This window comes from Akkermansia sp. NBRC 115031 (assembly GCF_030268505.1).
GTDB lineage: Bacteria > Verrucomicrobiota > Verrucomicrobiia > Verrucomicrobiales > Akkermansiaceae > Akkermansia > Akkermansia massiliensis.
Genome location: NZ_BSQU01000001.1, coordinates 37,319 through 62,818, shown reverse-complemented (window position 1 = coordinate 62,818; position 25,500 = coordinate 37,319). Strand labels below are relative to the sequence as shown.

Sequence of the window (25,500 nt, the reverse complement as noted above, 5' to 3'; positions counted from 1 at the left end):
TCAACCTTTCGTCAAACGGCTTCACTCCCAGGTGAAGCCGTTTTTCATTGACGGCATGCGTCAACGCCGCCCTTCCAGGACATGTACGTATCCAGTCCGGCACACGCCCTGGCCTGAAAACCGTCAGGGGCTTCACAAGCCTTTGCGGCAACCGGAAAAACTGAGCGCCAGCGAACCAATATCAAAAATTGCGGCCCATGACCGCATATTCTCTCAGATGCCGCAGAAGCCTGCGGCGTTCCATAAAGGCTTTTTCAAAAGAGGGCCGCATTTGCACGCCGCCTGCATTTTCCCCACCCCGCTTTCTTCATCAGGACGGGCAAGACGCTTGAACGGGAGATGGGCCCATGTTAGCCTCATTCTAAGGAATCATGACTTTTTCCAACCGCCCAGCTTCCGCTTCCCTGCCGTTTATCAAAACGGATTTCCCGTTGTTCCTGGCTCCGATGGCCGGAGTAACGGACCCCATTTTCCGCACCATCTGCAAGGAACTGGGGGTTGACGTCATGGTGACGGAGTTCGTCTCTGCGGAAGGCATTCTCCAGGCATGGGAGAGAAACCGGAGGTACACGAAGATAGAAGACGCGCACCGCCCCATAGGCATTCAGCTTTTCGGCGCGGACGGGAACCACATGGGAGAGGCCGCCAGAATAATCCTGGACCATGAGAAACCGGATTTCATCGATATCAACTTCGGCTGTCCGGTCCCCAAAGTGGTGGGCAAAAATGGAGGGTCCTCCCTGCTGAAAGACCTTCCCCTGCTGGCCTCCGTGGCCGGAGGCGTGGTGAAAGCCGTGGGCGACCGCATCCCCGTCACGGCCAAAATACGCATTGGCTGGGATTTCCAGAGCCTGTGCGCCATGGACGCGTGCCGCCTGCTGGAGGATGAGGGAATTTCCATGATTACCATTCACGGGCGTACCCGTTCCCAGCAGTATTCCGGCACGGCCAACTGGGACATCATTGACGAATGCGCACGGGCCATGTCCGTGCCGGTCATCGGGAACGGGGATATTTCCACCCCGCAGGCGGTAGCGTACGTGAAGGAAAACACAGCCGTCAGCGGCGTCATGATCGGCCGGGCGGCCATGGAGAATCCATGGATTTTCGGAGACGCCAAATATTATCTGCTGCACGGAGCCATGCCTCCGGCCAGGGATCCGCAGGAAAAGACGGACCTGATCCTGCGTCATGCCCGGATGGCCCTGGAGTCCCGCCATTACGGGGACGAACTCCACACCATGCGCCACATGAGGTCCCGCATTCTGGCTTACACGAAGGGGTTTCCGGGAGCCAAGGAAATGCGCTCCCTCCTGGCTCGCGTCTCCAGCATGGCGGAACTGGAAGACCTGCTTTCCACCCTTCCCCGCCGGCGCTCCTGAGAGCGGGAAAAATCCCGCCCTCCGGGAGATTCCGCAGGCCCGGCAAGCGGCATGGGAGGAAGGCCGTCTTCCCCTTCCCCCTCCGCACCTGAAAAAAAATGCCCTTTTGAGGGAAGCTAAGTTGACTTTACGCCTCGAACCTGTCAGAAATAGGGGAGTATCCTGCCGTCCCGTTTCGGCAGACTTCCAACCATAGACTCCAGAGATCGACGTGTACTCCAACGAATCATATCTCATCGAACTTCTTACGCAGGCCGGCTATCTGAATGAAGAGATTCTTCAATACGCGCGCAGTCAAAAATCTCCCACCCAGGACCTGGTCGATTTCCTGATCCAGGCCAATTATCTTACAGAAGACGTCATCGCGCAGGTGGCGGCTTCCACATCCCTGCTGCCCGTCGTGGACCTGGGCTCCATGCACATTCCCCAGGAGGTGCGCGAACTCATCACGCCGGAGCTCGCCAGGCGCTTCCGGGCCATCCCCATTTCCGACGACGGCTTTTCCGTCAACATCGCCATTGACGACCCGCTGAATCTGGAAACCATGGACAGCCTGCCCCAACTGATGGGGCGCGACGTGATTTTCAGCGTCGCCACCCACAGCGCGGTGGAAAGCCGCCTGAAAGAATTTTACCGTGACCTGACCGTTCCGGCAGACGCCGCCGGCCTGGACGGGGACGACGGAGACGCGCCCATCATCCGCCTGGTGCAGCAGATGCTGACGGACGCCTTCAAGATGCGGGCGTCCGACATTCACATTGAGCCCATGGAAAACCGGCTCCGCATCCGCTACCGCGTGGACGGCAAGCTGGTGGAGGTGGCCACCCATCCCAAGAAGCTGCTCAGCCCCATCATCGCGCGCCTCAAAGTGATGAGCACCACCATGAGCATCGCGGAAAAGCGCATGCCCCAGGACGGCCGAATCCAGATGAACATCGGCGGCAAGCAGATTGACCTCCGCGTGTCTTCCGTGCCCAGCAACCATGGGGAAAGCATCGTCATGCGTATTCTGGACAAGTCAGCCCTGGTGCTGGGCCTCCCCCAGCTCGGGTTCTTCTCGGATGACGAAGCCGTGTTCGACCGCCTCATCACTCTTCCGGACGGCATCATCCTGGTAACGGGCCCCACCGGTTCCGGTAAGACCACCACCCTTTACGCGTGCTTGAACCACATCAACCGCCCGGATAAAAAGATCATCACGGTGGAAGACCCCGTGGAATACGAACTTTCCGGCATCAACCAGGTGATGGTAAAGGCGGACATCGGCATGACCTTTGCCGCCGCCCTGCGCGCCATGCTCCGCCAGGCCCCCAACATCATCATGATCGGGGAAATTCGAGACATGGAGACGGCCAGCATCGCCATCAACGCCTCCCTGACGGGTCACCTGGTATTCTCCACCCTCCACACCAATGACGCCCCCAGCGCCGTGGCCCGTCTGGCGGACATCGGCATCAAACGCTTCCTGATCGCCTCTTCTGTCCGGGCCATCATGGCCCAGCGTCTTGTCCGCAAGCTGTGCGACCGCTGCAAGGTGGACGGCGTGCTGACGGAAAAGCAGGCGCATACGCTGAACATTGACATGTCCCGTCTCACTCCGGGCCAGATCAAGGCCCCCCACGGCTGCGACTTCTGCCGCGGCGGCGGGTTCAAGGGACGGATGGGCCTGTTTGAAATTTTCGAGATCGACGACGAAGTGCGACGCATGATCAACGAGAACCTGACCTCCCCCCAGCTGCGCCAGCGCGCCCGGGAACTGGGCATGAGAACCCTGAGAGAGGACGGCGTGCGCAAGGTGCTGGCCGGCCTCACCTCTCCGGAAGAAGTGCTGAACGTCACCATGGGAGACGCCAACTGATTTTCCCCCGCAATTCATTCTGATTATTATGGACACCAATCTTACACTGGAACTTTTTATCGGCCGGGGAATGATCGACAAATCCCTGGCGAAGGACATCAAGGAGGAAATGACCGTCTCCGGCAAGGAGCTGCCGGAAGTGCTGGCAGACTTCGGCATCATCGGCAGCAAGGACGATATCTGGCAGATGATCGCCAGCGACCTGGGGACGGAATTCATTACGCTGGACAACTTCCAGCCGGACCCGAACGTGCAGAACATGATGCCGGCCACGCTCGTGCGCCTGCACGGCGCCCTGCCCGTGCGGCACGGCCCGGAAGGCCTGTACGTCTGCCTGGTGGACCCCCTGAATCCGCAGACGGTGGAGGACCTGCGCTTCGCCCTCGGCCAAGACATCCACGTCCTCATCGCTCCGGATTACCAGATTTCCGAACGCATCAACGAACTGTACGGCGGGGAATCCGCCGCCATGACGGACCTGATGCAGGAGCTCAACAACATGCAGGTCAACAATGAAACGGAAGATTCCGCCGCCGCGCCCGTCATTCGCTTTGTGGACCTGGTCATCACGCAGGCCATTAAGGAAAAAGCATCCGACATTCACTTTGAACCCTTTGAAAAGGAATTCAAAATCCGCTACCGCGTGGACGGCTCCCTTTATGAAATGCAGCCGCCGCCCGTTCACCTGTCCGTCCCGGTTATTTCCCGCGTCAAGGTCATGGCGAACATGAACATCGCGGAACGCCGCGTTCCGCAGGACGGCCGAATCGTCAAGCAGATAGGGAACCGGGCGGTGGACATGCGTGTTTCCTCCCTGCCCACCCAGTACGGTGAATCCGTGGTGCTCCGCGTGCTGGACCGCTCTTCCGTCAACCTGAACCTGGACAACCTGGGGCTCCCCCCGCATATTCATGAATATATTCTGGATACGGTCCACAAACCCAACGGCATTTTCATCGTCACCGGTCCCACCGGCGCCGGCAAGACCACCACGCTGTATGCCGCCCTGCGGGAAATCAATACCATTGATTCCAAGGTGCTGACGGCGGAGGACCCCGTGGAATACGACATCGACGGCATTATCCAGATCCCGATCAATGAAGCTATTGGCCTGGATTTCCCGATGGTGCTCCGCGCCTTCCTGCGACAGGACCCGGACCGCATTCTGGTGGGGGAAATGCGAGACATGGCGACCGCCCAGATCGCCATCCAGGCATCCCTGACGGGCCACCTGGTGCTCTCCACCCTGCACACGAACGACTCCGCCGGCGCCATTACGCGACTGGTGGACATGGGCTGCGAACCTTTCCTGGTGGCAGCCTCCCTGGAAGGGGTGCTGGCCCAGCGCCTGGTGCGCACCATCTGCCCGGACTGCCGCACGCCGTATGAACCCTCCTCCACCATCCTCTCCCAGCTTGGCGTGTCTCCCTATGAACTGGGAGACAAGCATTTCTTCACGGGCCGCGGTTGCGACAAATGCTCCAACTCCGGCTACAAGGGCCGCAAGGGGATCTACGAGCTTCTGGATATCAACGATACCCTGCGGGACATGATTACGGACCGCGCGCCCTCCGTGGTGCTGAAGCAGAAGGCCATTGAAATGGGCATGTCCACCCTGCGTGAAGACGGCCTGAGAAATATTTACGACGGCAATACCACCATTGAAGAAGTGCTGAAGTATACTTAATGGACAGCCGGATACCGCACCCACCATTTCAACCACCAAGCAGAAAACACTTAAAATACCACATATATGCCTAAATATCAATATACAGCACTTGACCATAAAGGCGACCAGAAAACGGGTACCCTGGAGGCCAATTCCGAAGCGGAGGCCATGGAATCCATCCGGGCGCATGGCCTGTACCCCACCCAGATCGTAGAAGCGGGAAAAGGCAAGATTCAGCAAACGCCCGCCGCCAAGAAGAAGGCCAAGGGAGGCAAGAAGCAAAAAGGCAGGCTGGGCGGCAGAATCAAGGCCAAGGCCCTGATGATTTTCACCCGCCAGCTCGCCACCCTGATTGACGCAGGGCTTCCCCTGCTCCAGAGCTTGAACGTGCTGGCCAAGCAGGAGGCGAACCCCAACCTGCGCGTGACCATTGAAGCCCTGGGCGATTCCGTGCAGGGCGGCTCCACCTTCTCCGAAGCCCTGGCCCAGCATCCCAAAATCTTTGACCGCCTGTTCGTGAACATGGTGAAGGCCGGTGAACTCGGCGGTGTGCTGGAAGTCGTGCTGAACCGCCTGGCGGAATACCAGGAAAAGGCGCAGAAACTGAAGAGCAAGGTGATCTCCGCCATGGTGTACCCCTCCATCGTGCTGTTCATTGCGGTGGGCATCGTGATCTTCCTGATGCTGGTCATCGTCCCCAAATTCAAGGCGATGTTCGCGGAACAGAACCAGGAGCTTCCCGCCATTTCCGAATTCGTGTTCGGCATCAGTGACTGGTTCATGGCCGCGCCCTTATTCGTGCCCAACGCCGTCATTCTGGCCGCCGTCGTCGCCATCCTGTACGCTATCTTCACGGCCATGAGCAAGACGCCCAACGGCCGCCGCAAGATTGACTCCGCCCTGCTGACCATGCCGGTCATCGGCAACGTGCAGAGCAAGAGCGCCATCGCCCGCTTCGCCCGTACCTTCGGCACGCTGGTGACCTCCGGCGTTCCCATCCTCCAGGCGCTTACCATCACCAAGGATACCGCCGGCAACATGATCGTGGGAGACGCCATCGGCCTCATCCATGATTCCGTGAAGGAAGGTGAATCCGTGGTAACGCCCATGTCTTCCTCCAAGCTCTTCCCGCCCATGGTGATCTCCATGGTGGACGTGGGTGAAGAAACCGGCCAGCTTCCGGACATGCTCCTCAAGATCGCGGACGTGTACGATGATGAAGTGGACAATGCCGTGGGAGCCATGACCTCCATGCTGGAACCCATCATGATCGTATTCCTGGCCGTGGTCGTGGGCGGCATCGTGTTCGCCATGTTCCTGCCCCTACTGCAGGTCATTGAAAAAATGGGTTAACCTCCCTACGCAGAACCAGATGAAGATTCGATCCGCATACAGCCGCCTCCGGGCGGCAAAGGGCTTCACCCTCATGGAAATCCTGGTGGTGATGGTCATCATCGTGGTGCTGGCCACGCTGACCATCTCCATCTACACCTGGCTTGAAACCAGAAAGAACGAGCAGGCCACGGAATCCATCGTCCGCAAGATTGAAATGGGGCTGGAAAGCTACCACAGCGACCATGACCGCTACCCCTACGGTACGGAAGCCCCCTTCAACAATCACGGCGTGGCCGTGGCAAACGGTGAGGAATACAGCTCCAACGTCGTTTACATGGCCCTGTTCGGGGACCACAAGAATGAAGGCGTGCCCGGCAGGGATACCACCATTTACAATGACGAACTGAACCCCGCCACCCAGCCCAAGAGCAACCCGACCGTCCGGGAAGTCCACGTGAAAAGCAAGGACGGGAGGCCGGTCACCCTCTACATTCTGGCGGACCCGTGGGGCTCCCCCTACCGCTACCGCCTGGGCAGCGAGCAGGCCATCCCCACCAAATCCGCCAATGCCAAGAACCTGAAAATGGGCAACGGCCTGAATCCGGATTATGATTTCTGGTCCTTCGGCAAGGACGGGGACAGCGATCTCAAAGACCCGCATGCCCCTGAAAACGAGGACGACATCGGCAACCTGCCGAAGTTCTGATCCTTCCTTTTTCTCCGCGAACGGCCCTTTTTTCCGGCAGCCTTCCTCCCTCTCCGGCGGAGGAAGGCCGCTCTGCGTACAGGGCACTATTTGCTGGCATCCGGACAGGTTCTGGCGTATGATCCGGGCATTGCCATGAAACGCATTTCCCTGATTGTTCCCTGCCTGAATGAAGAACAGGCCATTCCGGCGTTCAAGCAAGAAGTAGACCGGGTTTTCAAGGAACACCTGGCGGCCTATGCCCTGGAACTCATCTTCGTGGATGACGGTTCCACGGACCATACCTTGGAAATGGTCAAGAAACTGGCAGAGCATTCCCCGGAGGTGAAATTCATCTCCTTTTCCCGCAACTTCGGGAAGGAAGCCGCCATCTATGCGGGGCTGGAAGCCGCTACGGGAGATTACGCGGCCGTCATGGACGTGGACCTTCAGGATCCTCCCTCCCTGCTTCCGGAGATGGTGAAAGCCATCGAGAAGGAAGGATACGACTGCGCAGGCACGCGCCGCGTCACCAGGCAGGGGGAACCGCCGCTGCGGTCCTTCTTCGCGCGCGCCTTTTACAAGACGATTCACCGGATATCGGACACGCACATCGTGGACGGGGCCCGGGACTACAAGCTGATGACGCGCCCCGTACTGGAAGCCCTGCTTTCCCTGAAGGAATACAACCGCTTTTCCAAGGGGCTGTACGAATGGGTGGGCTTCCGCACCAAATGGTTTGAATACGAGAACGTGGAACGGGTAGCCGGAGAAACCAAGTGGTCTTTCTTCAAACTGTTCCTGTATTCCATTGAAGGCATCGTGGCCTTTTCCACCGCGCCCCTGGCGCTGGCTTCCATCATGGGGGTGCTCCTCTCCTTCATTTCCTTCCTTTCCATCATTGTCCTGACGATCCGTGAATTGATCTGGCCCCATTCCGCCTACGGCTGGACTTCCATGGTGTGCGTCTTCTGCCTGATGGGAGGCATCGTTCTGCTGTGCCTGGGCATCCTGGGCCAGTACCTGGCCAAGACCTATACGGAAGTTAAAAAGCGCCCCATTTACATTGCCAGGGAACGCTCCATCGCTCCTTCCAACTAGCCCTCCCCATGGATACCGAACCGGATTTCAGCATCGTCACGCCCAGCTATAACTACGCCAGGTACGTGCGGGAGTGCATTGAAAGCGTCAAGAATCAGGAAGGAGCCACCTTTGAACACATCATCCAGGATGCGGGCTCCACGGACGGAACGCTGGACATCCTGAATTCCTATCCGCACCTGAAACTCCATGTGGAAAAGGATTCCGGCATGTCGGAAGGCATCAACCGCGGATTCCGCAAGGCACGCGGCAAGTGGGTCATGTGGCTGAATACGGACGACCGGCTGCTGCCGGGCGCTCTGGCTGCGGTCAAGGCTTTTGCGGATTCCCGGCCGGATGCGGACATCGTGCACGGCGCCTGGAACTTCATCGGCCCGGACGGAGCCCTCCAGCGGCCCATGAAAGCCCTTCCCTACAGCCTGAACATGCACATCTGGTACGGAACTTACCTGGCCTCCACCGCACTGTTCCTGCGCCGGAGCACCACGATTGAAGAAGGGTTTCTGCTGGACGAACGGTTCCGCTACGATATGGACGGGGAATATTACGCGCGCCTGGGCCGTGCCGGAAAAAAGTTTGTCCATTACAACAGGCTGCTGGCGGATTTCCGCTGGCACGGCGACAACCTGAGCGCCCCCAATGTGGAACGCCGGGACATGGACGCCGAATTAAAACGCCAGAAACAGCACAGCGAAGACGCCGCCATCAAGCGCGTTTACGGCTATTCCTTTTCCAAGCAGAGCTGCAACAACATCCTGGACGGCTTCATGCGGGAGGCCTACCGCATGAAAAAGGCCTTCCTTTACCTGACCACTCCCTGGGAAAAGTAATCCGCTGCTCCCTCTCCTTCCCTCCTCCCCGGAGCCTCCGGCCCGTCCTCCCAATCTCCGGCACTCCCTTCCTTTCCACAAAGGCGCTTCCCGGTACGGCAAAGGCCGCAGCCGTTTTACAGCCGCGGCCCGTCACAAACCGGATGGAAAAAGGATAAAACCTTAGTTAAGGCTGTCAAACAGCTCTTCTTCCCGGAAGAATCTCACCAGTTCCACGGCGGCGGATTCCCGGCTGTCGGAAGCATGGCAGATGTTCATCATGCTGTCCGTTCCGTAATCGCCGCGGATGGTGCCTTTCTGCGCCTTCTGGGAATTGGTGGGCCCCAGCAGTTCGCGCACGCGTACAATGACGCCGGGCCCCTTCAGGGCGATGGCGATGACCGGAGAGCTGGTCATGAAATCAAGCAGTTTCGGGAAAAGCGGTTCCCCATTGACGACAAGGTCCAGAATATGGGCGTAATGTTCCCGGAGCACCGGCTCGTCAAGCTGAATCATCTTTATGCCGCGCAGGCGAAACCCTTCGGACAAAAAACGTTTCAAAATGGTGCCGGAAAGGTTTTTCCGCACGCAATCGGGTTTCAGCAAAATCAGCGTTGTTTCTTCTTGAGTGTTTGGCATAAAATTAGCGAAGTTTCAGGATGAAGTGAGGGAATTACACCCTAATCCCCGGCAGGTCAAGGATAATTGCGCAACTGGTCTTTTCCGCCGGGAAAGGAATTCGTCACAGGCTTCTCTTATAGGAATCACACCGGTTCCGCCATCCGGCAAGCCAGCGCGCCTCTCCGCGGGCCGGCGGGCTGTTGTCCACGCGACGCTGGAGCACCCTTTTGGCCGCCTCCGCAAACTCAACCGCCGCAGGCTGTCCGGGAGAGGCCGGGCGCATCTCCTCCAGCACCTGCCTGAGCCCCCAACCCTGCCCCCGGTATTGTTCCGCGGGGTTGGTTCCCTCCCCCTTGAAATTCACGTAGTCAATCAGGGCATACATGCCGTTGGGCGCCGTCGCCACGGCATTGTAGCGGGCAGCCATTTCCGCCGGACGGCGGGACTGGCTCTTGATGCGCCCCAGGGCAGCCACGGACCTGGCAATAATGAAATCCGCCTGCATTTGCAGAGCCGCCGGGCTGGACAGCCACTGGCGCATCCGTTCAGGAAGGCCGCCCCGTACGTCCGCCGCTTCAAATTCCGCCCTGGTGCGCCACGGGGCCGCGCCGGAAAACCATTCCGGAACGCGTGCTCCCCTCTTACGGCAAAACTGGACAAAGGAGGGAAAGCTTTCCTCAAACCTTTCCGTAATCCCGGCGGGGAACCAGATGAAATGCCCAATGCCCAGGGAGGGGAACGCCTCCCCCCGGTTCCAGGAAACCAGCCCCTTTACTGTTCCGGCGCATTCATTCTGCCAGATTTTCCGCGCGATCTTCGCCTTCACTTCTCCTGCATCCGGAGCCGCCTGAACCCAGCCGGGCGCGCAGCACGCCAGCATCAGGATAAAACCTGCCATTTTTCCATGCATGGGGTTACTTTCCTTCCCCGGCGCGGGCAAGTCAAGCCGCTTCAATTTCTCGTGCCAAAGACGGCGCCCCATGCTACGCTTGCCGCGCACGGCATGATTCTGGCGTTTAACAAACCTTACGGGGTCCTTTCCCAATTCACGCAGGAGGCTCCCCACCACCGGACACTGGCCGAATTCGGCTTTCCTGCCGGCGTGTATCCCGTCGGCAGGCTGGACGCGGATTCGGAAGGGCTGCTGCTTTTATCCGATGAGAAAGCCCTGGTGGACCGCCTCCTGAACCCCTCCAACCGGCATCCCAGAACCTACTGGAGCCAGGTGGAAGGCGTTCCGTCCGCCACGGACCTGCTTCCTCTGGAACGCGGCGGCCTCTCCATCCAGGGGTACCGCACGCTGCCCTGCCGGGTGCGCCCCATGCACGGAGAGCCGGACGTACCGCCCCGCAATCCTCCTGTCCGCTACCGCGCAGCCATTCCCACCTCATGGCTGGAATTGACGCTCGTGGAAGGAAAAAACCGCCAGGTGCGGCGCATGACCGCCGCCATCGGGTTTCCCACGCTCCGGCTCCTGCGCGTCCGGATCGGGAGGTTCACCCTGTCCGGCCTGGAACCCGGCGCGTGGAAGGAGCTGGACTCCCGTGAACGAAGGGAGCTCATGCCGTAATATAGGCTTGATTAGGGGGAGGCGCAGCCTGTATATGTCTTTCCGCATCAGGAGATCCTACCTAGACCTTTTTACATGAAAGCCGAACTCGTCGAACAAGCCGCCAAAATCATTCCCGAGCCCCAGATGCTGATCAACGTGGTTTCCCGCCGCGTTGCCCAGCTCAACAATGGCCGCGCTCCCTTGGTCCCCACCACCCCCCACATGGGCAACGCGAACATTGCCCTGACGGAGATCGTTGAAGGCAAGCTCGTCTATCATGCGGAATCCGACAGCCTCCAGGAAGACAGCCAGTAAAAAGCACGTCCCCCTTATTGCCGTTCCGGCCCGGATTTCCGCACGGAACATCCCCTCTTCAACCAGGCCCCCGGCTCTTCCAGCCCGGGGCCTTTTCATCCCTCCCCTCCAGTCATGAGCTCCGACATCTCCACCAACAAGAAAGCCCGCCGGGATTACGAAATCCTGGACACCTACGAATGCGGCATGGAACTCAAGGGAACGGAGGTCAAATCCATCCGCGCCGGCAAGGTGAACATCGCCGATTCCTTCGCCAGGGTGGAAAACGGCCAGATGCTCCTGTACGGCTGCGACATCCAGCCGTGGGAAACTGCCGGAGAGTTCTTTCAGCACCAGTCGCGCCGCCCGCGCCGCCTGCTGCTCCACAAACGGGAAATTTTCAAACTGGAACAGCAGACCTCCCAAAAAGGCTGTTCCCTGGTCGCCCTCAAGCTGTACTGGAAAAACGGCAAGGTAAAACTGGCGCTGGGCCTTGGCAAAGGCAAGACCCACCGCGACCAGCGCTATGACCTGAAGGCCCGCGTGGAAATGCGGGAAGCCCAGCGGGAAGTGGCCCGCATCAACCGCCGTTAATCAACGCCGTCCGCTTCTTCCTTTCCGGAGGCCGTTCCCGTTTCCCTGCTCTCCGCTCTGTATTCTGCCGGAGTGAGCGGGAACGCCCTATAAAAAAGCCGCCGCGGGAAAGGGACTATAACTTCCAATCCACGGGCAACTCCACCTGGCCGCCCTTCTTGTCGTCATAACGGATGAAACCGTGCTCCGCCCCGTACCAGTGGACATCCCGCGTCACCTTCACGTCAAAACAGCAATAGCGGGCAATATCCATCAGCAGGTCCGTATTTCCCGTCTGCACGTATTCCGCCCACCACTTGAGGGCCTGGGTGCCCACGGCCGTTTTTGAAGAGCCGATGGAAGCGGCGGCCACGGAATCCAGCTTGACGCGCACGCCGCCGCGCTGTTCGATGTCCTTGCACAAATCGAGGTTGTTCGTGATGTCGATCATATTCCACATCGTATAGCGCTGGAGCACGCCGTAGTCGAAATGCTCGTGGTTGTACCCTACCACCAGGTCGGCCTGGCGAAGCTGCAGGATGAGGTCGTCCACCATCTCCTCGGAATAAATCGTGTACTTGCCGGAAGCCGTGGAATAAGTCACGCCCACGGAAACGCGCATGTCGGCCGTATTGTGCCAGCCGCCCACCTCCGCTGCGGAATGACGGGTTTCCAAGTCAAAATACACGATGTCTCTCATCGGAGGAAACGTACATTATTTGCCACTTTTGGACAAGTCCCACTTGAACGGAAGGCGCGTTTGTGGTGAAAATAGGTTCATGCAGCCCCGTTTCCACATCGTCATGTTCCATCCGGAAATTCCGCATAACACGGGGGCTGCGGGGCGGCTGGCGCTGGCAACGGGATCCAGGCTCCACCTGATCCGGCCACTGGGGTTCAGCCTGGATGAAAAGCACGTGCGGCGCACGGGACTGGACTACTGGGCCAAAGTGGACCTGCATGTCTGGGACAGCCTGGAGGAGTTAAAACAGGCGGCAGATCCCTCCGCGCGGTTCTGGTACCTGAGCACCAAGGCGCGCCGCTCCCACTGGGAGGCGGATTTCCGGGAGGGGGATTACCTGGTCTTCGGCCCGGAATCCCGCGGACTGCCGGAAAGCATGCTGAAGGAACACGCGGGCACCGCCCTGACCATTCCGATGCCCGGAGAAGGCTCCCGCAGCCTGAACCTCTCCACCGCCGTGGCGATTGTCCTCTATGAAGGATTGCGCCAGCTCGGCATCTGACACGGAGACCGGAGCAATCCTTCTTGCCGCCCCAGTCACGACAGGCCACGGGCATGAATGGACTTCCCGGCAACGGCGGCGGTCCAATCGGAAATGGAAGGAGCTCCCTAGCCAGGAGAAGAAGCGGTCTCCGCGCCCTTCCGCCGCCAGGGGCGCACCAGATAAAAGAGAATCAGGGAGGCGACAGCGCCGCAGGTATCGCAGAACATGTCTTTCTGGGCGTCCCATATATCGCCCTGGGAGCCGAGAAAATCATTCGCGTCATTCCCGCCCACAATGACCGCATACTGCCATTCAATGATTTCATACGCCGCGGCTACAGCCATCACGAAAAAGAGGCCGAAAATCCCCGCCAGCACTTTCCCCGCATATTGCTTGCGCACCAGATACTCCGCTACGGGAAACGCATAAAACCCCACCGTAAAATGGGCCACCCGGTCAAACGGGTTCCGGTGGGCTCCCACCAGCTCCCGGAACCACTCGAAAGGCACTTCCGCAAACGTGTAATGCGCCCCCACCGTATGGCAGGCCAGCCAGAAAAACATCAGCGTGTAGGACCAGTTGCTGAAACGGAATCTCCGGAACCCGGCCGCCAGGAGGACGACCGCCAGCGCCACGGGAATCACCTCCGCCACCCAGACGGAACGGGAAGAAGGGGAAATGCCAAGGGCAATGAACAGCACGGCGAATACCGCCAGCAGGTAGAAGGGATAATTTTTCATGAGGGAGAGAGGAGAAGCAGAAAAGCGCGGGAGCCGACACAGGAAAGGCGCCGGAGATTACCTCCGGCGCCTTTTCCGTTAAAAAACTTTTACCGCATGTCAATGGTAGGCACCGGAATGCGGTCCTTGGGGCCCGTATAAAGGGTCAGGGGCCTGTACAGCGTATTGTCCTCCATCTGTTCCAGCACCTGGGCCACCCAGCCGCAGCAGCGGGCAATGGAGAAAATGGCGGTGAACAGCCTGGTGGGAATGCCGATGCTGTAATAAACCGTGGCGGAATAAAAATCCACATTGGCATTCAGCCCCTTGCGTTCCCGGACAAGTTTGGCGATGCGTTCCGACATGCGGATCCACTTGGGTTCCCCGATCCGGGAGGAAAGGCGGATGGCCATGCGGCGCAGATGCGGAGCGCGGGGATCCAGCACACGGTACACGCGGTGGCCCATGCCCATGATCTTTTCCTTCCGCGCCAGTTTATCCTCAATGTAGGAATCCACCTTGTCCTCCGTACCTATTTCCTTGAGCATTTCAATCACGCCTTCATTGGCGCCGCCGTGAAGCGGCCCTTTCAACGTGCCGATGGCCGCCGTGATGGCGGAATACATGTCTGAAAGAGTGGCGATGCAGACGCGCGCCGCAAAGGTGGAGGCATTCATGCCGTGGTCGGCATGCAGGATGTAGGCCACGTCCAGAATGTGGGCTTCATCCCGGTTCGGCTCCTCCCCTTTCAGCAGCCACAGGAAATGTTCCGCCTCATTCAGATCCTCCCGCACGGGGGGAAGGTCCAGCCCCTGGCACAGACGGTAATAGTACGCCACCATCACGGGCACCTTGGCGATGAGACTGAGGCCTATTTCTTTCAACTGGCCGGAATCCTTCGTCCGGTCGTCATACATGCCGAGCATGGAAACCGCCGTCCGGAGGGCGGACATGGGCCGGGCGGACTTGGTGGCCGTTTTAAAGAAATCCAGAATGGGCTGGGGAAGGTCGCGGTCGGAACGGAGGCGCTTCTTGATGCCCTCCAGTTCATCCCGGTTGGGCAGCCGCTTGTTGAGAAGCAGGTAAATCACTTCTTCAAAACAGCACATCTCCACCAGGTCATCAATATCGTAGCCCAAATACAGCAGACGCCCTTCCTCACCGCGCACATCACTCAAGGCAGATTCATTAGCTATGATTCCTTTTAAACCTTTGGGATATGTGTGTCGTGCGGAAAAAGTGTCATTGCTCATGTTTTAAAAAATGCTACTAGTGATGAAGATTACCGATTAAAAGTCTAACAATCTTCCAGAAAGTCAAACCTTAATTACGCCTTCACGGCCCACGCGGGGCGTTTGGCGCAGGTGATGTGGGGCGCCCTTACATACAGCGGTTCCGCCGGACCTTCCAGAAGTTCCTCCCTGCTGCCCTCGGCCAGGGACTGCCATGCGACTCCCAGGGCCTCCGCATGCGGGTACACGGGAACGCCCCCCGTCATTTCCCGGGCTGCCAGGGTTTCCGCCGTTTCCGTGGAATAAACGGGCACGCCGTTTTCCAGGCATTCCGCCATGCGGGCGCGGGCCTGCTCTGCGGGCAGCACTTCCGGAGCGGCCGCCAGAATGCCGTTTTCCAGTCTTCCCCAGGTCCAGCCGCCGCGCCGGGCGTCGGACATCACGCAGGCCTTCCCGTCGTGAATGCCCAGTCCGTTCCAGGAGGAAAACGCCGCCACGCGGGAACCGTGCACCAGGGAAAGGCCGTCCGCCACGGCAAGAGCCACGCGGATTCCCCCGTAGGCGCCGGGCCCGGAACCAACCACAATTTCCTTTAAACACCGTCCTTCCAGGGCATCCAGCGCCTGGCGCACCGCCTCAAAGATGGCGGAGGAATGGTTGCGTTCAGCTCTCCATTCCACCCGGCACAGCAGTTCCTTTCCGCCCCATGCCGCGGCGGAAGACTGCGCGCAGGAAGTTTCCAGAACCAGCAGAGCATCTTGCATGCGGTGGATTATACAGGAATTTCCGGCGCGCATAAAACATTTTTTCCCCCGCTTTCCGGAAGCAGCAAATTTGGTTCGCATTTATGCGGAAGTCCCCTTATGCTGGCCTTGCACTTCACCACCGCATGCCCAAGGCACCCAGACACACACCGCCGCGCCAGGACTGGCGCCGGTATGCAGAAACCGCCCGGAAGCCGCGCTCCACGGCAAGCCTTGGCGACATGATGAGGCAATGCAACCGTGACGCCTGGGACAAGACCTACCGCGCCCAGGTCACCTCCGAATGCTGGGAGGACGAATGCCAGGAATTCACCTTCATGGACCTTCCGCGCAAAACCCGGTTCGTCAGGCACGCCGTAGCCACCCTTCTTCTGCTCCCGCTGGCCCTGATTACGGCCATGTCCCTGTGCGACCAGCTCGCCCACGCTTCCGGCAGTCTCAACATCCTCTTCTCCATCCCCGTATGGTACGCCCTGATGGGGGCGGCCGTCTGGGTGGTGCTGGGCAGCAGCAGGCTGTTCACCTCATCCCTGCTGTACCTGTACGTGCTGGGCCATGAACTGACTCACGTGCTGGCGGTCTTTTGCAGCCGCGGCTCCATCCATGCCTTCAAGGCGGATCTGGACGGGGGATACATCCAGACGGATAAAAACAACCTCTTCATCTCCCTTTCCCCCTATTTTCTGCCTCTTTGGGCCATGCTGTGGGGGCTGGTCTGGGGGATGGCGTACCTCTTCTGGCCCACGGTCACCTGCCAAGCCCTTCTTTACTCCGGCCTGGGCTTCTGGTGGTGCTTCCACCTGTTCTGGACGGCATGGATCATCCCCAAGGACCAGCCGGACCTGGCGGACAACGGAACCTTCTTCTCCCTAATCCTTGTTTACTTTGCCAACCTGCTTCTCTTCCTGGTGCTGCTGCGCCTGTTCAACGCCGTAAGCCTGCACCGCTTTTTGACGGACTGCGTCCACAATGCGGAAAGGCTGTGGGACGCCCTCAGGGACCTCCTCATGCTGGCGGCCGGCTTGTTCCTGTGAAAAATATTCTTTTCCTTACCGGCAAGGATGAACGGCAGAAGGTGAAAAGGAATCCAACCTTTCAGCAAAAAGGAGATTCCATGCAAGCCACACACTTCATTACCCTGACCATGGCCGCCGTTTCCCTGATGGGCTGCAACCCCAAGGAAACCGTGAATGCCCTCACCTCCGATCAAAACGTTACCCAGCAGATGGCCGTGAGATTCGCGGAAAACATGGTAGGCCTCCCGCGGGCACTCGTCGTCTCGGATGCCAGAAAAGCGGCGCCAGGCGATAAAGTCACCGTCAAGGGAGCCGTACTGGGGGATGAACCCGTTTTCTCAAAAAATATTGCCTCCTTCACCATCGGGGATCCGGCCCAGCTCCTGGCCAACATGAAGGAGCGCGGAGTGTGGTCCACCGGAACGGTGCCGGTGGAAATACGGAAAAACAACACGATGACCGTTCAATTTGTGGATGACCAGGGCCAGCCCATCAAACACTCCGCCAAAGGTGTGAACGGGCTGAAGGAACGTGACGCCGTCATCATTACCGGAACCATTGATCCTCATTCCACTCCTGAAAATCCGGTGCTGAACATCGAAAGCATCGTGATTGAATAGCAACCCTTCTGTGCCAAACCCTGATTCATGTCAAACGGTTCGGGCGTCTTGCGCCTGAACCGTTTTTCGTATCAGGATGCGCGCATGGGATTTGATCCAGCATCTTTGGGAATGATAACACTGGCCGCCACTTCGGCGGCAGCGGGCGCGGCCTCCGCGTCCGCCCAGAAAAAAAGTGCAGAAGCCACCAGGCAGGCGGCGGATGCAAACGCCGCCACCCTCAGGAACGAGGCGGACCTCCAGAAACAGACGGGCGTGGAAAACGCCAAACGCATGCAGCAGGACGCCACACGGCAAATGGGCGACGCCCGCCTGGACGCCGCCCAGTCCTCCCTGCTCCGGGATGGTTCCGTGCCGGTCAGGGAACAGGCCCTGGCGACGCGCCTGCAAACCCGGATTCAGGATGAAGCGGCGGCAGCCATGAGGAATGCCCAGTCCCTGTACAACCGGGCGAACATGGAACAGTACATGGGCCGCGCCAATGCAAGAGCCCAGAAAACCGCCGCGGCAGGCACCCTGCTCTCCGGATTCGCCCAGGGAGGCAACGCCCTTCTCAAATGGTGAGGCAATCGGCGATAGCTGGAGACCAATCAGCGGGAACCGGAATCTGCCTGAGGAACCTCCGCAGGCGCCGGAAGGACTTCCGGCACCACGCCGCCTATCCCTATTTTGATATTCACGGGAACCGGCCTGATGCGGGAGGCCCCCTGGTACAGGGCGGCCACTTCTACAAACCGGGGCGATTTCCTGAACAGGAAGGACTTCCCCCTGTCTTCATTATAAGAATGGTCGCAGGTAGGGACAGGCTTCAATCTTGCGCCTTTCACATCGTGAAACACAAAATCCTCCGCCCGGAACATCTTCTCCGAATACACCTCGGAATACACCATGAACTTCCATTCCTCCCCCGGTTCGTTCGCCGGCGCATGACGGCTGCGCCCCGTCTGCCTGGTCACTTTCAGCGTCACCGTCTCCAGCTTGGACATGTCGGCTACCTCCACCCGGTTATTCTCCAGGGCTCTCCGCACGGCAATAGGGTCCGGCACCGGAATGGAAACTCCGCTCTCCTTCAATTCCACCATCCCGAAATCCAGAGACTCCAGCCCCTGGCACAAAGGGAGAAAAAGAGTGCCGCTCACCTGAATCCAGCGGGCTCCCGGAGAAGGAACATCCTTTAAATTAAGGCTCACGTTTACCCGCCTCAAGCCCTTGTCCTCAATAACCCCTTCCCATAGACGGACGGAGCGCACCCTCAGACGCACGCCATTGGAATCGACAGCCGTCAATTCCTGTTCCGGCTGTTCCGGAGCCAGCATTTCAGAACCGGGAAACACGCAATACAGCACGATGCCTGTCTTGGTGAAATTAAAAGGCTCCCCCCTCACCAGTCCCATGGAAGACAGCCCGATGACGGGGCCCTTCAAGCTGGTGCCGGAATAAGAAGCGCTCTTGATGGGAACATCCGCCGCCATCAGCGTTCCCGCACACCAGCAGGCGATTGTGACAAACCATTTCATCTGCTTATTCGGACTAACAGCCGGGAATGGCAGCCCCTCCCAGGCCGATCTTCATATCTACGGGCACCTTGCGGAACATGCGCTTATTCCAATAGGAAACCACCACGCGCAAGGAGCGGCAGCGGGCGGAAACACGGTAATCCTTCCCCCACATGCGCATCTTCCTGCCCCGGCTGTTCAAATCGCCGCGGCCTTTCAGGGGAAGCCCGTTTTCCTCCCTGACACTCATGGAATTGAAATAAAAATCACTCCTTCCCTCCACCTTCAGATTCCAGCGGTTAAAGTTTTTTTCCAGCGTAAGGGCCACCTTGTCCTTCCGCGGCTTTTCAAGAGGCAATTCCACCCTGGTTCCTTCCTCCAGCAGAGGCAGGACTACAGCGGGCAGCTCCACCAGGTCATCAGCAAAAGCGCACAAAAGAAATCCCCGGAGGCGCACCCACTCCGCACCGGGATCAGGGCGCTGGATAGCGACGGCAAACCAGACGGGATCACCGTGTCCCACGCCGGACGCCTTGGTTGCATCGGCGGAAACCCTGTAAATCTTCAGGTTTCTTCCCGTTGAATCCGTGCAGACAAGCTCTTCCGGGGCCTCTTCATAAAAAACGGGGCCCCCAAGCTGATCTTCATAAACGCATGACATCCCCAGCAGCAACTGGGGAATAATTTTGGTCACAGGATCTTCCACCAGAATTCTCAGGAAGGACAAATGCAGCGCCGCATCCCGGAGCAACGGAACATTCGTTGAAGCAACAGCGGGATGGATAGCTGAACACACGAGAAAGAGACACGCGGAAAAACACTTCATGGAGGTAGCGACGGGGGCAATCTAACAAACACTAACGTCTGCGCAAGGAAAAAGGAACGCTTTGAAAACAAGCTGGACATAGCGACCACTCAGTATTCCTGCTTTCCCGCCGCTCTCCGTGTTTTTCCTTTCCTCCATCCACTATTCATAAAAAAACATGGTAAAATGGAAATCTGCTCCAATCACAAGGAAATAAAATTACTTTAAAAAATATAGCCAAATCCAGAATTGCTATATATTCACATCATATAAGTGCTGAAAGCCCTCCCCATTTCAAGAGAGTGTAAATCCCGGATAGAGTCCAACCTTGTCAAGTTGACTTCGCGCGTTCCAGCTCTATAAGCCATTTTATCCACTCTAACCTTTAAGATCTTTTAATCCAACGCCATGAGAACAGAGAAATATTTTATGATTGTCTTCGCCTGTGCCCTTATGAACGTCATAGACGTTCATGCAGAAAACAGGATGCTGGAAATCACATCCCAAACAGAAAACCCATCAGCTGATTGTATCATTAAAAAATTGAATAAAAAAAGCATAAGGGGCGAAAAGAAATAGGCATAGGAGAAATTGTAACACTGACACTAACACGCAAAGGAGGCAAGCCATTGAATAAGAATACGAAGGTTACCTGGACTAAGAAGGGAAAAGGAGCAACGTTAAATGGACGCGGAACCACTGCAACCTTGATGGCTGACTTGATCATGGAAAATAATAATGTTACCGTCAAAGCAGAAGCTGAGGATTTTCCTCCGGCAGAAATTACTTTTAACATTAAAAAACCTACTCGTTTAACAGGAAAAAAAGGAGAAGAATACAGCAATCAATCAAATATTGGGTTCGGCATTACTGGGTACATTATCATTACTGTACATCCAACGTCCGTTAGCTTTTCCAACTGTGGCATTATGAGAAAGATGGGGGTACCGTCCTTGACCCAAAAGAACCTCCGCCATTTAAACTTAACGACCATGATCCCGGCAATAAGGGAGATCCTCCTAATTTGCGCAATGAATTAGATGACCACGTAACTTTGGTTATGTTATTTAACACCATTGCCAAATTAAACGGAACGTGCAAATGGACATGGTTATCCAATTATGAAGCAACTCAAATTAAGAAGCGTATTGAACAAATCCAACAGACATTTACCGTCACACGGACAAATGATCCTGAATTCCCGAAACAGAAAAACTGTTCCGGAACCATTACAAAATTCAAAGTCCCTTTTTCGGTAAAGGCTATAGAACAAATATTATAAATTTTTATATAAAATGATAAATCTATTAATATCAATTGGAATTTTCATTTTTTCCATCTATCCTACTATGGCAAAAATACAATTATTTGATGCCAGCCTCGTCAAACCTGATTCTCTTGAGGTTTTAAAAAACGCTCAGACATCAGCATCAACATTAAAAAAACTTCTTGATAAAGGTCAATCAGAAGAATTTTTCAAGGAAGCAGCCATGAAGCTCGAACGCATCAGGAAGTCTACAGCAGAAAATGAATTTCCAAGTGAAGAAATTCGTAACAATATCCCTTGGATTTTTTATTTTATCGCCAATACACCTCTTCTTACCATAGATTCAGCCGATCAGACAAGGCGCACTATAAACAGCCGCGACGCAGATCTTTATCTTAAGGAGGAAGCCCTGGAAATGCTCGCCATTTCCACTTATCGCGACCTTTTTCCCGATGATAAAGCATCAAGAGAATCGATGGCATCCTACGGGGCTGCCATTATGCGTGACTTCCTCAACGGCACTAAATCAAAATCCTACTCGGACGAACCGGTATTCGTTTCTGATAAAGAAGCAAAAGCCATGCTGAAGAAAAACATTGAAATCATGGAAAACGCATTTTCTAAAATTGCTCAAATCCAAAAAAAGGAACAGGACCGGAAACAGAAAAAAAGATAAATGACGTCTCTAAAGACATGAACAAACGGATTCATGACAACGACCAGCAATTCAAGGATTACACCGTTGTAAACAACACGCAAACTTCCCGAAACCTTCTGCTAAAGAACATTATTGAACGCTCGGAGAAGAATTTCATGATTCTTCTTACTAATTTATTTCCCGGCAAAAAAACAGAGATTCGTAAATATATCAAGATGGCAGGATATTCCGACCAAGAGATTCATCAATTTATCGATCGCACCTTGAAAAAAGATTGAAAGGCCAAATTGCTTGATAGAACACTTGGCACTCGAAACTAAAATCAATCCGGAGTTAGTGTCAAATTACTTGCCTTAATCAATTCATTACAAAAGCTTTCGTTTTTTCGGATGGGCCACCATTGAGAATGGCGGGTATTCTCTCCGTTTTTACCTGCTGTTCCCTGCAACGCACAACGCAACAAGCCAAGCATGGTTTCTCTTCTTCCACTCAGCCATCATGATGGAGAAATTGCGGGCATGTCTTGTGAAAAGTACAAAATGTACCCTTGAATGTAGCTCGACCCAGAAGATCAGAGATGCATTAGGGGAATGCAATAAATAAAAATCCTTGCATTTTCAATACTCACGCAAGGTATTGGAAGGATTTAGGTGGCGTCCCCGGCAGGAATCGAACCTGCATCTAGTCTTTAGGAGAGACCCGTTCTATCCATTGAACTACGGGGACCGGACATTGTCCGTGCAGGACAATAAACGGGAAGGTTTCCCCGCTCAAGCAAAAAGCAGGGCAATTACTCCATGAACCTTGATTTTGAAGCATTTTTTTCCTAGAACCGTTTTCGTGAGTTTTTTCCCAACTGCTTGTTTTCTCTCTGTTCTCTGCGTTTCCCTGACCGGATACGGCCATTGTCATGACAGCCTGCCGGACGCAAGGCCGGCCATACGCGCCATGTACCGGCCCGCCCCAACCCCGGATCAAACAGGATTGGGCCCGGAGGAGGTAAAGTATTACCCTCTCCGCCTTTACTGGGAATGGGAACGGTATACTCCCCGGGTCCTGTCTCTGCTTTTGCCGGAAGCGGCCCGGAATTATGAAATGGCCGCTGTGGATTGTCCTTCCTGGGAGCCGGAACGCGCAGTCGCCCTCATAGGAAACGAACTCCACTGGGCGGTAGCGGCAGAAGGCAACAAAACAGATTATTTTATCAACAGCGCTCCCCTGTGGAAGAGCTGGTGGGCCTCCCTTCTTGAAAAATATCTTCCGGATTATTTTCCGGAAGAAACATTCCCTGCATGGCTACACCCCTCTGCCGCTCTGCTGAATGCATGGAAGGATCAAAAAATCCGCCGTCTGCATTGGCAGGAGTACAGCAGGAATTACGTTCGCCGCGGCGTTGCCATCCTGCCGCATGCTCTGGCGCAGGAACTCAAAACCACCTGGAAGAAGTGCATGGAAACCGCCGTGCTGGACATTTCTGCGGAGATGTTCGGGTGCTGTGACCAAGGATATTCCTTTTACTCCGCGGCTCCCGGACTGATTGCCACGGAATTGCATTATTACCGCGGCCGTTTACCCCTGAAACGCCAGATGTTCCACATTTTCCATCTTCTTGTTGACGCGGCGAGCATGGATAATTTTACGCCTGAGACCCAGCTCATGATTCATGAGTTATGCGCCGACACCCGCAGAATTGCCGGGGAAATGAAGAAAGTTCCCCCGCGCGGTTTTTACTGGCGAGAGTTGGACGCAAAATTTTATTCTTCCTGTCCTGACTCGGCAAATAACTTTTGGGAAGGGAAAAAGCCCTCTTTGCGCCAGGGCAAGTCTTCTGAAGCATTCCTTCGGAAAGAGTGTATGACGCTGCCTCTTTCAACAAATCCGGTCTGGAAGGATCTGTTCCCCAATGCTCCGGAACACGCCACGGCCTGGATGAAAATTTATTCGGACGGCCAGTGCGGGGGCGCCTATATCCACCAGGGATTTCTCCACACAGCCACCACGTATCTGGGACGGCATTCCCGCTTTCTGTACGATTTCAGCCGGATGGACCATCCGCCCGCCATGACGCCCTATGATTTGTGGTGGAACGGGGAAGAAATGAGAGTCCGGCGTTCCTTTTTGAAACTGGAACCTGCTGCGGAACAGGAATTGAAGACCTATCTCCATTTGCTTTCCCGCTTCCGGGGCGGCAAGAATCATCACGGAGCCTTCTCTGGCATGCTGTTCAGTACGGACCTGGGCTGCAAAGACCTGATTCTGCAAGCTCTGAAAGAAGAATTCATGGAAGATGAGGATTCCTGCCCCCCTATTCAGTCATCCGTGCTGGACCGCGTTTATTCGTTCTGGACTTCGGGAGACGTCAATTATCTTCAGGAAGGCTCCGGCCAATTGAATCAGCTCCGGAAAAACAGGGAGGAATTGGAACGGTATATGAAAAAACATCCTCCGGAACAATAAATCCGCCCTTCCGGAAGCGGAACGGGGCGCACAAAAGCCTTGAGCCGGGGATGGAAGAGCCGTAGCGTTAAAGGTACCGTCACCGCATCCCCGCCATGCTCAATTTCGTTTACGATAACAAGACCACGCTCATTTTCGGAAAAGGAACCCAGCATGAAGCGGGCGCCCTTCTCAAGCCGTTCGGCAAAAAAGTCCTCCTCCACTACGGAGGCGGCAGCATCAGGCGTTCCGGCCTTTACGACGCCGTCACGGCTTCCCTGAAAGCCGCCGGCGTGGAGTATGAGGAATTGGGCGGCGTCCAGCCGAACCCCACGCTTCCCCTGGTGTATGAGGGCATCCGCCTCTGCCGGGAACACGGCCTGGGCCTCGTGCTGGCTGTGGGAGGCGGCAGCGTGATTGATTCCGCCAAGGCGATTGCGCTGGGCGTTCCCCATGAAGGGGACGTATGGGACCTGTATCTTTCCAAACAACAGCCGCAGGCGGACCCGCTGCCCGTCGCCACCGTGCTGACCATTCCCGCCGCAGGCAGCGAGAGCAGCCCGAACACGGTCATCACCAATGAAGAAACCAGGCGGAAGCTGGGGTACGGTTCTCCCAAATTGCGCCCCGTGTTCAGCATCATTAACCCGGAATTGTTTTTCACGCTCCCGCACCACCAGATGGCCAACGGCGTCAGCGACATGATGAGCCACATTTTTGAGCGCTATTTCACCAGAACCCTGCATACGGACCTTTCCGACGGCCTTTGCGAAACCACCCTGCGCACCATCATGAGAAACGCCCGCATCCTGAACGGGAACCTGCACGATTACGACGCCTGGGCGGAGATTGCGTTTTCCGGCAACCTCGCCCATAACAACCTGCTGGGCGTGGGCCGTGAACAGGACTGGGGCTGCCACGCCATGGAGCACGAACTGAGCGCCCTGTATCACGTGGACCACGGCGCGGGCCTGGCCGTCGTCACCCCGGCATGGATGAAGTATGTTTCCCCCAAACACCAAGGAATGTTCGCGCAGTTCGCCGTGAAGGTGATGGGTGTGGAGGGTTCCTTCCGGGAGCCGGATGCCCTCATCCGGGAAGGCATTTCCCGTCTGGAACGTTTTTACCGGGAATTGGGGCTTCCGACGACCATGGAAGAGTTGAACATCAAGTCCGGGGATTTTCCCCTGATGGCGGAACAGGCCATCAGCGTGCGCGGCCCCATCGGGGGGCTGGAAAAACTGGACGCCCGGGACGTCCAGGCCATTTACCGCCTGGCATGCGAAGGCCCGCTGCCCGATTGACGGCATCCCCGTTCCTTCCTCCCTCCTGCATTCCGGGACGGCCAGCCATGCAGGCCGTCTTTCCCTCCCGCAGAGACA

General features: G+C 56.6%; 27 protein-coding genes and 1 tRNA gene. 19 read left to right on the top strand and 9 right to left on the bottom strand.

Annotated features, from left to right (window positions below; all coding sequences use genetic code 11):
* Positions 1-371: 371 nt before the first annotated feature.
* From dusB to QSJ36_RS00235, 7 genes are all read left to right on the top strand, one after another.
* Positions 372-1,382 (top strand): tRNA dihydrouridine synthase DusB, encoded by a 1,011-nt coding sequence (dusB, locus tag QSJ36_RS00265; protein ID WP_285465976.1) that lies wholly within the window; start codon positions 372-374, stop codon positions 1,380-1,382.
* 211 nt (positions 1,383-1,593) lie between these two features.
* Positions 1,594-3,240, top strand: coding sequence for a GspE/PulE family protein (locus tag QSJ36_RS00260; protein WP_022396635.1), 1,647 nt, complete (start codon positions 1,594-1,596; stop codon positions 3,238-3,240).
* Between the two features lie 28 nt (positions 3,241-3,268).
* Positions 3,269-4,927: a GspE/PulE family protein gene (locus tag QSJ36_RS00255; RefSeq protein WP_022396634.1), complete on the top strand. Its 1,659-nt coding sequence runs from the start codon at positions 3,269-3,271 to the stop codon at positions 4,925-4,927.
* Positions 4,928-4,993: 66 nt separating this feature from the next.
* Positions 4,994-6,262: a type II secretion system F family protein gene (locus QSJ36_RS00250; RefSeq protein WP_022396633.1), complete on the top strand. Its 1,269-nt coding sequence runs from the start codon at positions 4,994-4,996 to the stop codon at positions 6,260-6,262.
* A 19-nt stretch (positions 6,263-6,281) separates the two neighbouring features.
* Positions 6,282-6,950, top strand: a complete 669-nt coding sequence (locus QSJ36_RS00245) for a prepilin-type N-terminal cleavage/methylation domain-containing protein (protein ID WP_022396632.1) — start codon at positions 6,282-6,284, stop codon at positions 6,948-6,950.
* Between the two features lie 135 nt (positions 6,951-7,085).
* A complete protein-coding gene (locus QSJ36_RS00240) occupies positions 7,086-8,030 on the top strand; it encodes a glycosyltransferase family 2 protein (RefSeq protein WP_102728432.1) in 945 nt (314 codons plus the stop codon).
* An 8-nt stretch (positions 8,031-8,038) separates the two neighbouring features.
* The gene (locus QSJ36_RS00235) at positions 8,039-8,860 is read left to right on the top strand and encodes a glycosyltransferase family 2 protein (RefSeq protein WP_022396630.1); all 822 of its coding nucleotides are present in this window, start codon (positions 8,039-8,041) and stop codon (positions 8,858-8,860) included.
* Positions 8,861-9,022: 162 nt separating this feature from the next.
* Here QSJ36_RS00235 and QSJ36_RS00230 read toward each other — a convergent pair whose 3' ends face one another.
* Both QSJ36_RS00230 and QSJ36_RS00225 read right to left on the bottom strand, forming a co-directional pair.
* Positions 9,023-9,478: a nucleoside-diphosphate kinase gene (locus tag QSJ36_RS00230; protein WP_022396629.1), complete on the bottom strand. Its 456-nt coding sequence runs from the start codon at positions 9,476-9,478 to the stop codon at positions 9,023-9,025.
* Between the two features lie 103 nt (positions 9,479-9,581).
* Entirely contained in the window at positions 9,582-10,358 is a 777-nt protein-coding gene (locus QSJ36_RS00225) for a hypothetical protein (protein ID WP_146019252.1), read from the bottom strand.
* 105 nt (positions 10,359-10,463) lie between these two features.
* On the opposite strand from QSJ36_RS00225, the gene QSJ36_RS00220 reads away from it, so the two are divergent.
* The 3 genes from QSJ36_RS00220 to smpB all read left to right on the top strand — a co-directional run bounded on the left by QSJ36_RS00220 (position 10,464) and on the right by smpB (position 11,900).
* Positions 10,464-11,030 (top strand): pseudouridine synthase, encoded by a 567-nt coding sequence (locus tag QSJ36_RS00220; RefSeq protein WP_102728258.1) that lies wholly within the window; start codon positions 10,464-10,466, stop codon positions 11,028-11,030.
* Positions 11,031-11,105: 75 nt separating this feature from the next.
* Positions 11,106-11,327 (top strand): DNA-directed RNA polymerase subunit omega, encoded by a 222-nt coding sequence (locus QSJ36_RS00215; protein ID WP_022396626.1) that lies wholly within the window; start codon positions 11,106-11,108, stop codon positions 11,325-11,327.
* A gap of 114 nt (positions 11,328-11,441) precedes the next feature.
* Complete coding sequence (gene smpB, locus QSJ36_RS00210) at positions 11,442-11,900, top strand: SsrA-binding protein SmpB (RefSeq protein ID WP_022396625.1); 459 nt, start codon at positions 11,442-11,444, stop codon at positions 11,898-11,900.
* Between the two features lie 115 nt (positions 11,901-12,015).
* On the opposite strand, the gene QSJ36_RS00205 is transcribed toward smpB, so the two are convergent.
* Positions 12,016-12,579, bottom strand: a complete 564-nt coding sequence (locus QSJ36_RS00205) for a ribonuclease H-like domain-containing protein (RefSeq protein WP_022396624.1) — start codon at positions 12,577-12,579, stop codon at positions 12,016-12,018.
* Between the two features lie 79 nt (positions 12,580-12,658).
* Here QSJ36_RS00205 and QSJ36_RS00200 point away from each other — a divergent pair, with 79 nt between their 5' ends.
* Positions 12,659-13,123: a tRNA (cytidine(34)-2'-O)-methyltransferase gene (locus tag QSJ36_RS00200; RefSeq protein ID WP_022396623.1), complete on the top strand. Its 465-nt coding sequence runs from the start codon at positions 12,659-12,661 to the stop codon at positions 13,121-13,123.
* Between the two features lie 107 nt (positions 13,124-13,230).
* Here QSJ36_RS00200 and QSJ36_RS00195 read toward each other — a convergent pair whose 3' ends face one another.
* From QSJ36_RS00195 to tsaB, 3 genes are all read right to left on the bottom strand, one after another.
* Positions 13,231-13,845 (bottom strand): DUF2238 domain-containing protein, encoded by a 615-nt coding sequence (locus QSJ36_RS00195; RefSeq protein WP_102731166.1) that lies wholly within the window; start codon positions 13,843-13,845, stop codon positions 13,231-13,233.
* 89 nt (positions 13,846-13,934) lie between these two features.
* Complete coding sequence (locus tag QSJ36_RS00190; RefSeq protein ID WP_022396621.1) at positions 13,935-15,077, bottom strand: citrate/2-methylcitrate synthase; 1,143 nt, start codon at positions 15,075-15,077, stop codon at positions 13,935-13,937.
* Between the two features lie 74 nt (positions 15,078-15,151).
* Positions 15,152-15,820, bottom strand: a complete 669-nt coding sequence (tsaB, locus tag QSJ36_RS00185) for a tRNA (adenosine(37)-N6)-threonylcarbamoyltransferase complex dimerization subunit type 1 TsaB (RefSeq protein WP_285465950.1) — start codon at positions 15,818-15,820, stop codon at positions 15,152-15,154.
* Between the two features lie 125 nt (positions 15,821-15,945).
* Between tsaB and QSJ36_RS00180 the strand changes: the two genes are divergently transcribed.
* The 3 genes from QSJ36_RS00180 (at position 15,946) to QSJ36_RS00170 (ending at position 18,020) form a co-directional block, all read left to right on the top strand.
* Positions 15,946-16,854, top strand: a complete 909-nt coding sequence (locus QSJ36_RS00180) for a hypothetical protein (RefSeq protein WP_102736324.1) — start codon at positions 15,946-15,948, stop codon at positions 16,852-16,854.
* Between the two features lie 80 nt (positions 16,855-16,934).
* Positions 16,935-17,456 (top strand): hypothetical protein, encoded by a 522-nt coding sequence (locus QSJ36_RS00175; protein WP_022396618.1) that lies wholly within the window; start codon positions 16,935-16,937, stop codon positions 17,454-17,456.
* A gap of 111 nt (positions 17,457-17,567) precedes the next feature.
* Positions 17,568-18,020, top strand: coding sequence for a hypothetical protein (locus QSJ36_RS00170; protein ID WP_102726967.1), 453 nt, complete (start codon positions 17,568-17,570; stop codon positions 18,018-18,020).
* A gap of 26 nt (positions 18,021-18,046) precedes the next feature.
* On the opposite strand, the gene QSJ36_RS00165 is transcribed toward QSJ36_RS00170, so the two are convergent.
* Both QSJ36_RS00165 and QSJ36_RS00160 read right to left on the bottom strand, forming a co-directional pair.
* Positions 18,047-18,973: a hypothetical protein gene (locus QSJ36_RS00165; protein ID WP_102726966.1), complete on the bottom strand. Its 927-nt coding sequence runs from the start codon at positions 18,971-18,973 to the stop codon at positions 18,047-18,049.
* Positions 18,974-18,986: 13 nt separating this feature from the next.
* Positions 18,987-19,646: a hypothetical protein gene (locus QSJ36_RS00160; protein WP_146019251.1), complete on the bottom strand. Its 660-nt coding sequence runs from the start codon at positions 19,644-19,646 to the stop codon at positions 18,987-18,989.
* 740 nt (positions 19,647-20,386) lie between these two features.
* Here QSJ36_RS00160 and QSJ36_RS00155 point away from each other — a divergent pair.
* The 3 genes from QSJ36_RS00155 to QSJ36_RS00145 all read left to right on the top strand — a co-directional run bounded on the left by QSJ36_RS00155 (position 20,387) and on the right by QSJ36_RS00145 (position 21,960).
* Entirely contained in the window at positions 20,387-20,797 is a 411-nt protein-coding gene (locus QSJ36_RS00155) for a hypothetical protein (protein ID WP_253231403.1), read from the top strand.
* Between the two features lie 309 nt (positions 20,798-21,106).
* Positions 21,107-21,700 (top strand): hypothetical protein, encoded by a 594-nt coding sequence (locus QSJ36_RS00150; RefSeq protein WP_285465933.1) that lies wholly within the window; start codon positions 21,107-21,109, stop codon positions 21,698-21,700.
* Positions 21,701-21,717: 17 nt separating this feature from the next.
* Positions 21,718-21,960, top strand: coding sequence for a hypothetical protein (locus tag QSJ36_RS00145; protein ID WP_285465931.1), 243 nt, complete (start codon positions 21,718-21,720; stop codon positions 21,958-21,960).
* 373 nt (positions 21,961-22,333) lie between these two features.
* Here QSJ36_RS00145 and QSJ36_RS00140 read toward each other — a convergent pair.
* Positions 22,334-22,408, bottom strand: a tRNA-Arg gene (locus QSJ36_RS00140).
* 222 nt (positions 22,409-22,630) lie between these two features.
* On the opposite strand from QSJ36_RS00140, the gene QSJ36_RS00135 reads away from it, so the two are divergent.
* Positions 22,631-24,139, top strand: coding sequence for a hypothetical protein (locus QSJ36_RS00135; RefSeq protein WP_285465929.1), 1,509 nt, complete (start codon positions 22,631-22,633; stop codon positions 24,137-24,139).
* Positions 24,140-24,234: 95 nt separating this feature from the next.
* Positions 24,235-25,422, top strand: coding sequence for an iron-containing alcohol dehydrogenase (locus QSJ36_RS00130; RefSeq protein WP_285465927.1), 1,188 nt, complete (start codon positions 24,235-24,237; stop codon positions 25,420-25,422).
* The last annotated feature ends 78 nt before the right edge of the window (positions 25,423-25,500 follow it).

Bases quoted from the DNA above. Each gene is read 5' to 3' on its own strand.
- dusB (WP_285465976.1), top strand. From the start codon at position 372: ATGACTTTTTCCAACCGCCCAGCTTCCGCTTCCCTGCCGTTTATCAAA.
- QSJ36_RS00255 (WP_022396634.1), top strand. From the start codon at position 3,269: ATGGACACCAATCTTACACTGGAACTTTTTATCGGCCGGGGAATGATC.
- QSJ36_RS00250 (WP_022396633.1), top strand. From the start codon at position 4,994: ATGCCTAAATATCAATATACAGCACTTGACCATAAAGGCGACCAGAAA.
- QSJ36_RS00245 (WP_022396632.1), top strand. From the start codon at position 6,282: ATGAAGATTCGATCCGCATACAGCCGCCTCCGGGCGGCAAAGGGCTTC.
- QSJ36_RS00240 (WP_102728432.1), top strand. From the start codon at position 7,086: ATGAAACGCATTTCCCTGATTGTTCCCTGCCTGAATGAAGAACAGGCC.
- QSJ36_RS00235 (WP_022396630.1), top strand. From the start codon at position 8,039: ATGGATACCGAACCGGATTTCAGCATCGTCACGCCCAGCTATAACTAC.
- QSJ36_RS00230 (WP_022396629.1), bottom strand. From the start codon at position 9,478: ATGCCAAACACTCAAGAAGAAACAACGCTGATTTTGCTGAAACCCGAT.
- QSJ36_RS00225 (WP_146019252.1), bottom strand. From the start codon at position 10,358: ATGGCAGGTTTTATCCTGATGCTGGCGTGCTGCGCGCCCGGCTGGGTT.
- QSJ36_RS00220 (WP_102728258.1), top strand. From the start codon at position 10,464: ATGATTCTGGCGTTTAACAAACCTTACGGGGTCCTTTCCCAATTCACG.
- QSJ36_RS00215 (WP_022396626.1), top strand. From the start codon at position 11,106: ATGAAAGCCGAACTCGTCGAACAAGCCGCCAAAATCATTCCCGAGCCC.
- smpB (WP_022396625.1), top strand. From the start codon at position 11,442: ATGAGCTCCGACATCTCCACCAACAAGAAAGCCCGCCGGGATTACGAA.
- QSJ36_RS00205 (WP_022396624.1), bottom strand. From the start codon at position 12,579: ATGAGAGACATCGTGTATTTTGACTTGGAAACCCGTCATTCCGCAGCG.
- QSJ36_RS00200 (WP_022396623.1), top strand. From the start codon at position 12,659: ATGCAGCCCCGTTTCCACATCGTCATGTTCCATCCGGAAATTCCGCAT.
- QSJ36_RS00195 (WP_102731166.1), bottom strand. From the start codon at position 13,845: ATGAAAAATTATCCCTTCTACCTGCTGGCGGTATTCGCCGTGCTGTTC.
- QSJ36_RS00190 (WP_022396621.1), bottom strand. From the start codon at position 15,077: ATGAGCAATGACACTTTTTCCGCACGACACACATATCCCAAAGGTTTA.
- tsaB (WP_285465950.1), bottom strand. From the start codon at position 15,820: ATGCAAGATGCTCTGCTGGTTCTGGAAACTTCCTGCGCGCAGTCTTCC.
- QSJ36_RS00180 (WP_102736324.1), top strand. From the start codon at position 15,946: ATGCCCAAGGCACCCAGACACACACCGCCGCGCCAGGACTGGCGCCGG.
- QSJ36_RS00175 (WP_022396618.1), top strand. From the start codon at position 16,935: ATGCAAGCCACACACTTCATTACCCTGACCATGGCCGCCGTTTCCCTG.
- QSJ36_RS00170 (WP_102726967.1), top strand. From the start codon at position 17,568: ATGATAACACTGGCCGCCACTTCGGCGGCAGCGGGCGCGGCCTCCGCG.
- QSJ36_RS00165 (WP_102726966.1), bottom strand. From the start codon at position 18,973: ATGAAATGGTTTGTCACAATCGCCTGCTGGTGTGCGGGAACGCTGATG.
- QSJ36_RS00150 (WP_285465933.1), top strand. From the start codon at position 21,107: ATGGCAAAAATACAATTATTTGATGCCAGCCTCGTCAAACCTGATTCT.
- QSJ36_RS00145 (WP_285465931.1), top strand. From the start codon at position 21,718: ATGAACAAACGGATTCATGACAACGACCAGCAATTCAAGGATTACACC.
- QSJ36_RS00135 (WP_285465929.1), top strand. From the start codon at position 22,631: ATGTACCGGCCCGCCCCAACCCCGGATCAAACAGGATTGGGCCCGGAG.
- QSJ36_RS00130 (WP_285465927.1), top strand. From the start codon at position 24,235: ATGCTCAATTTCGTTTACGATAACAAGACCACGCTCATTTTCGGAAAA.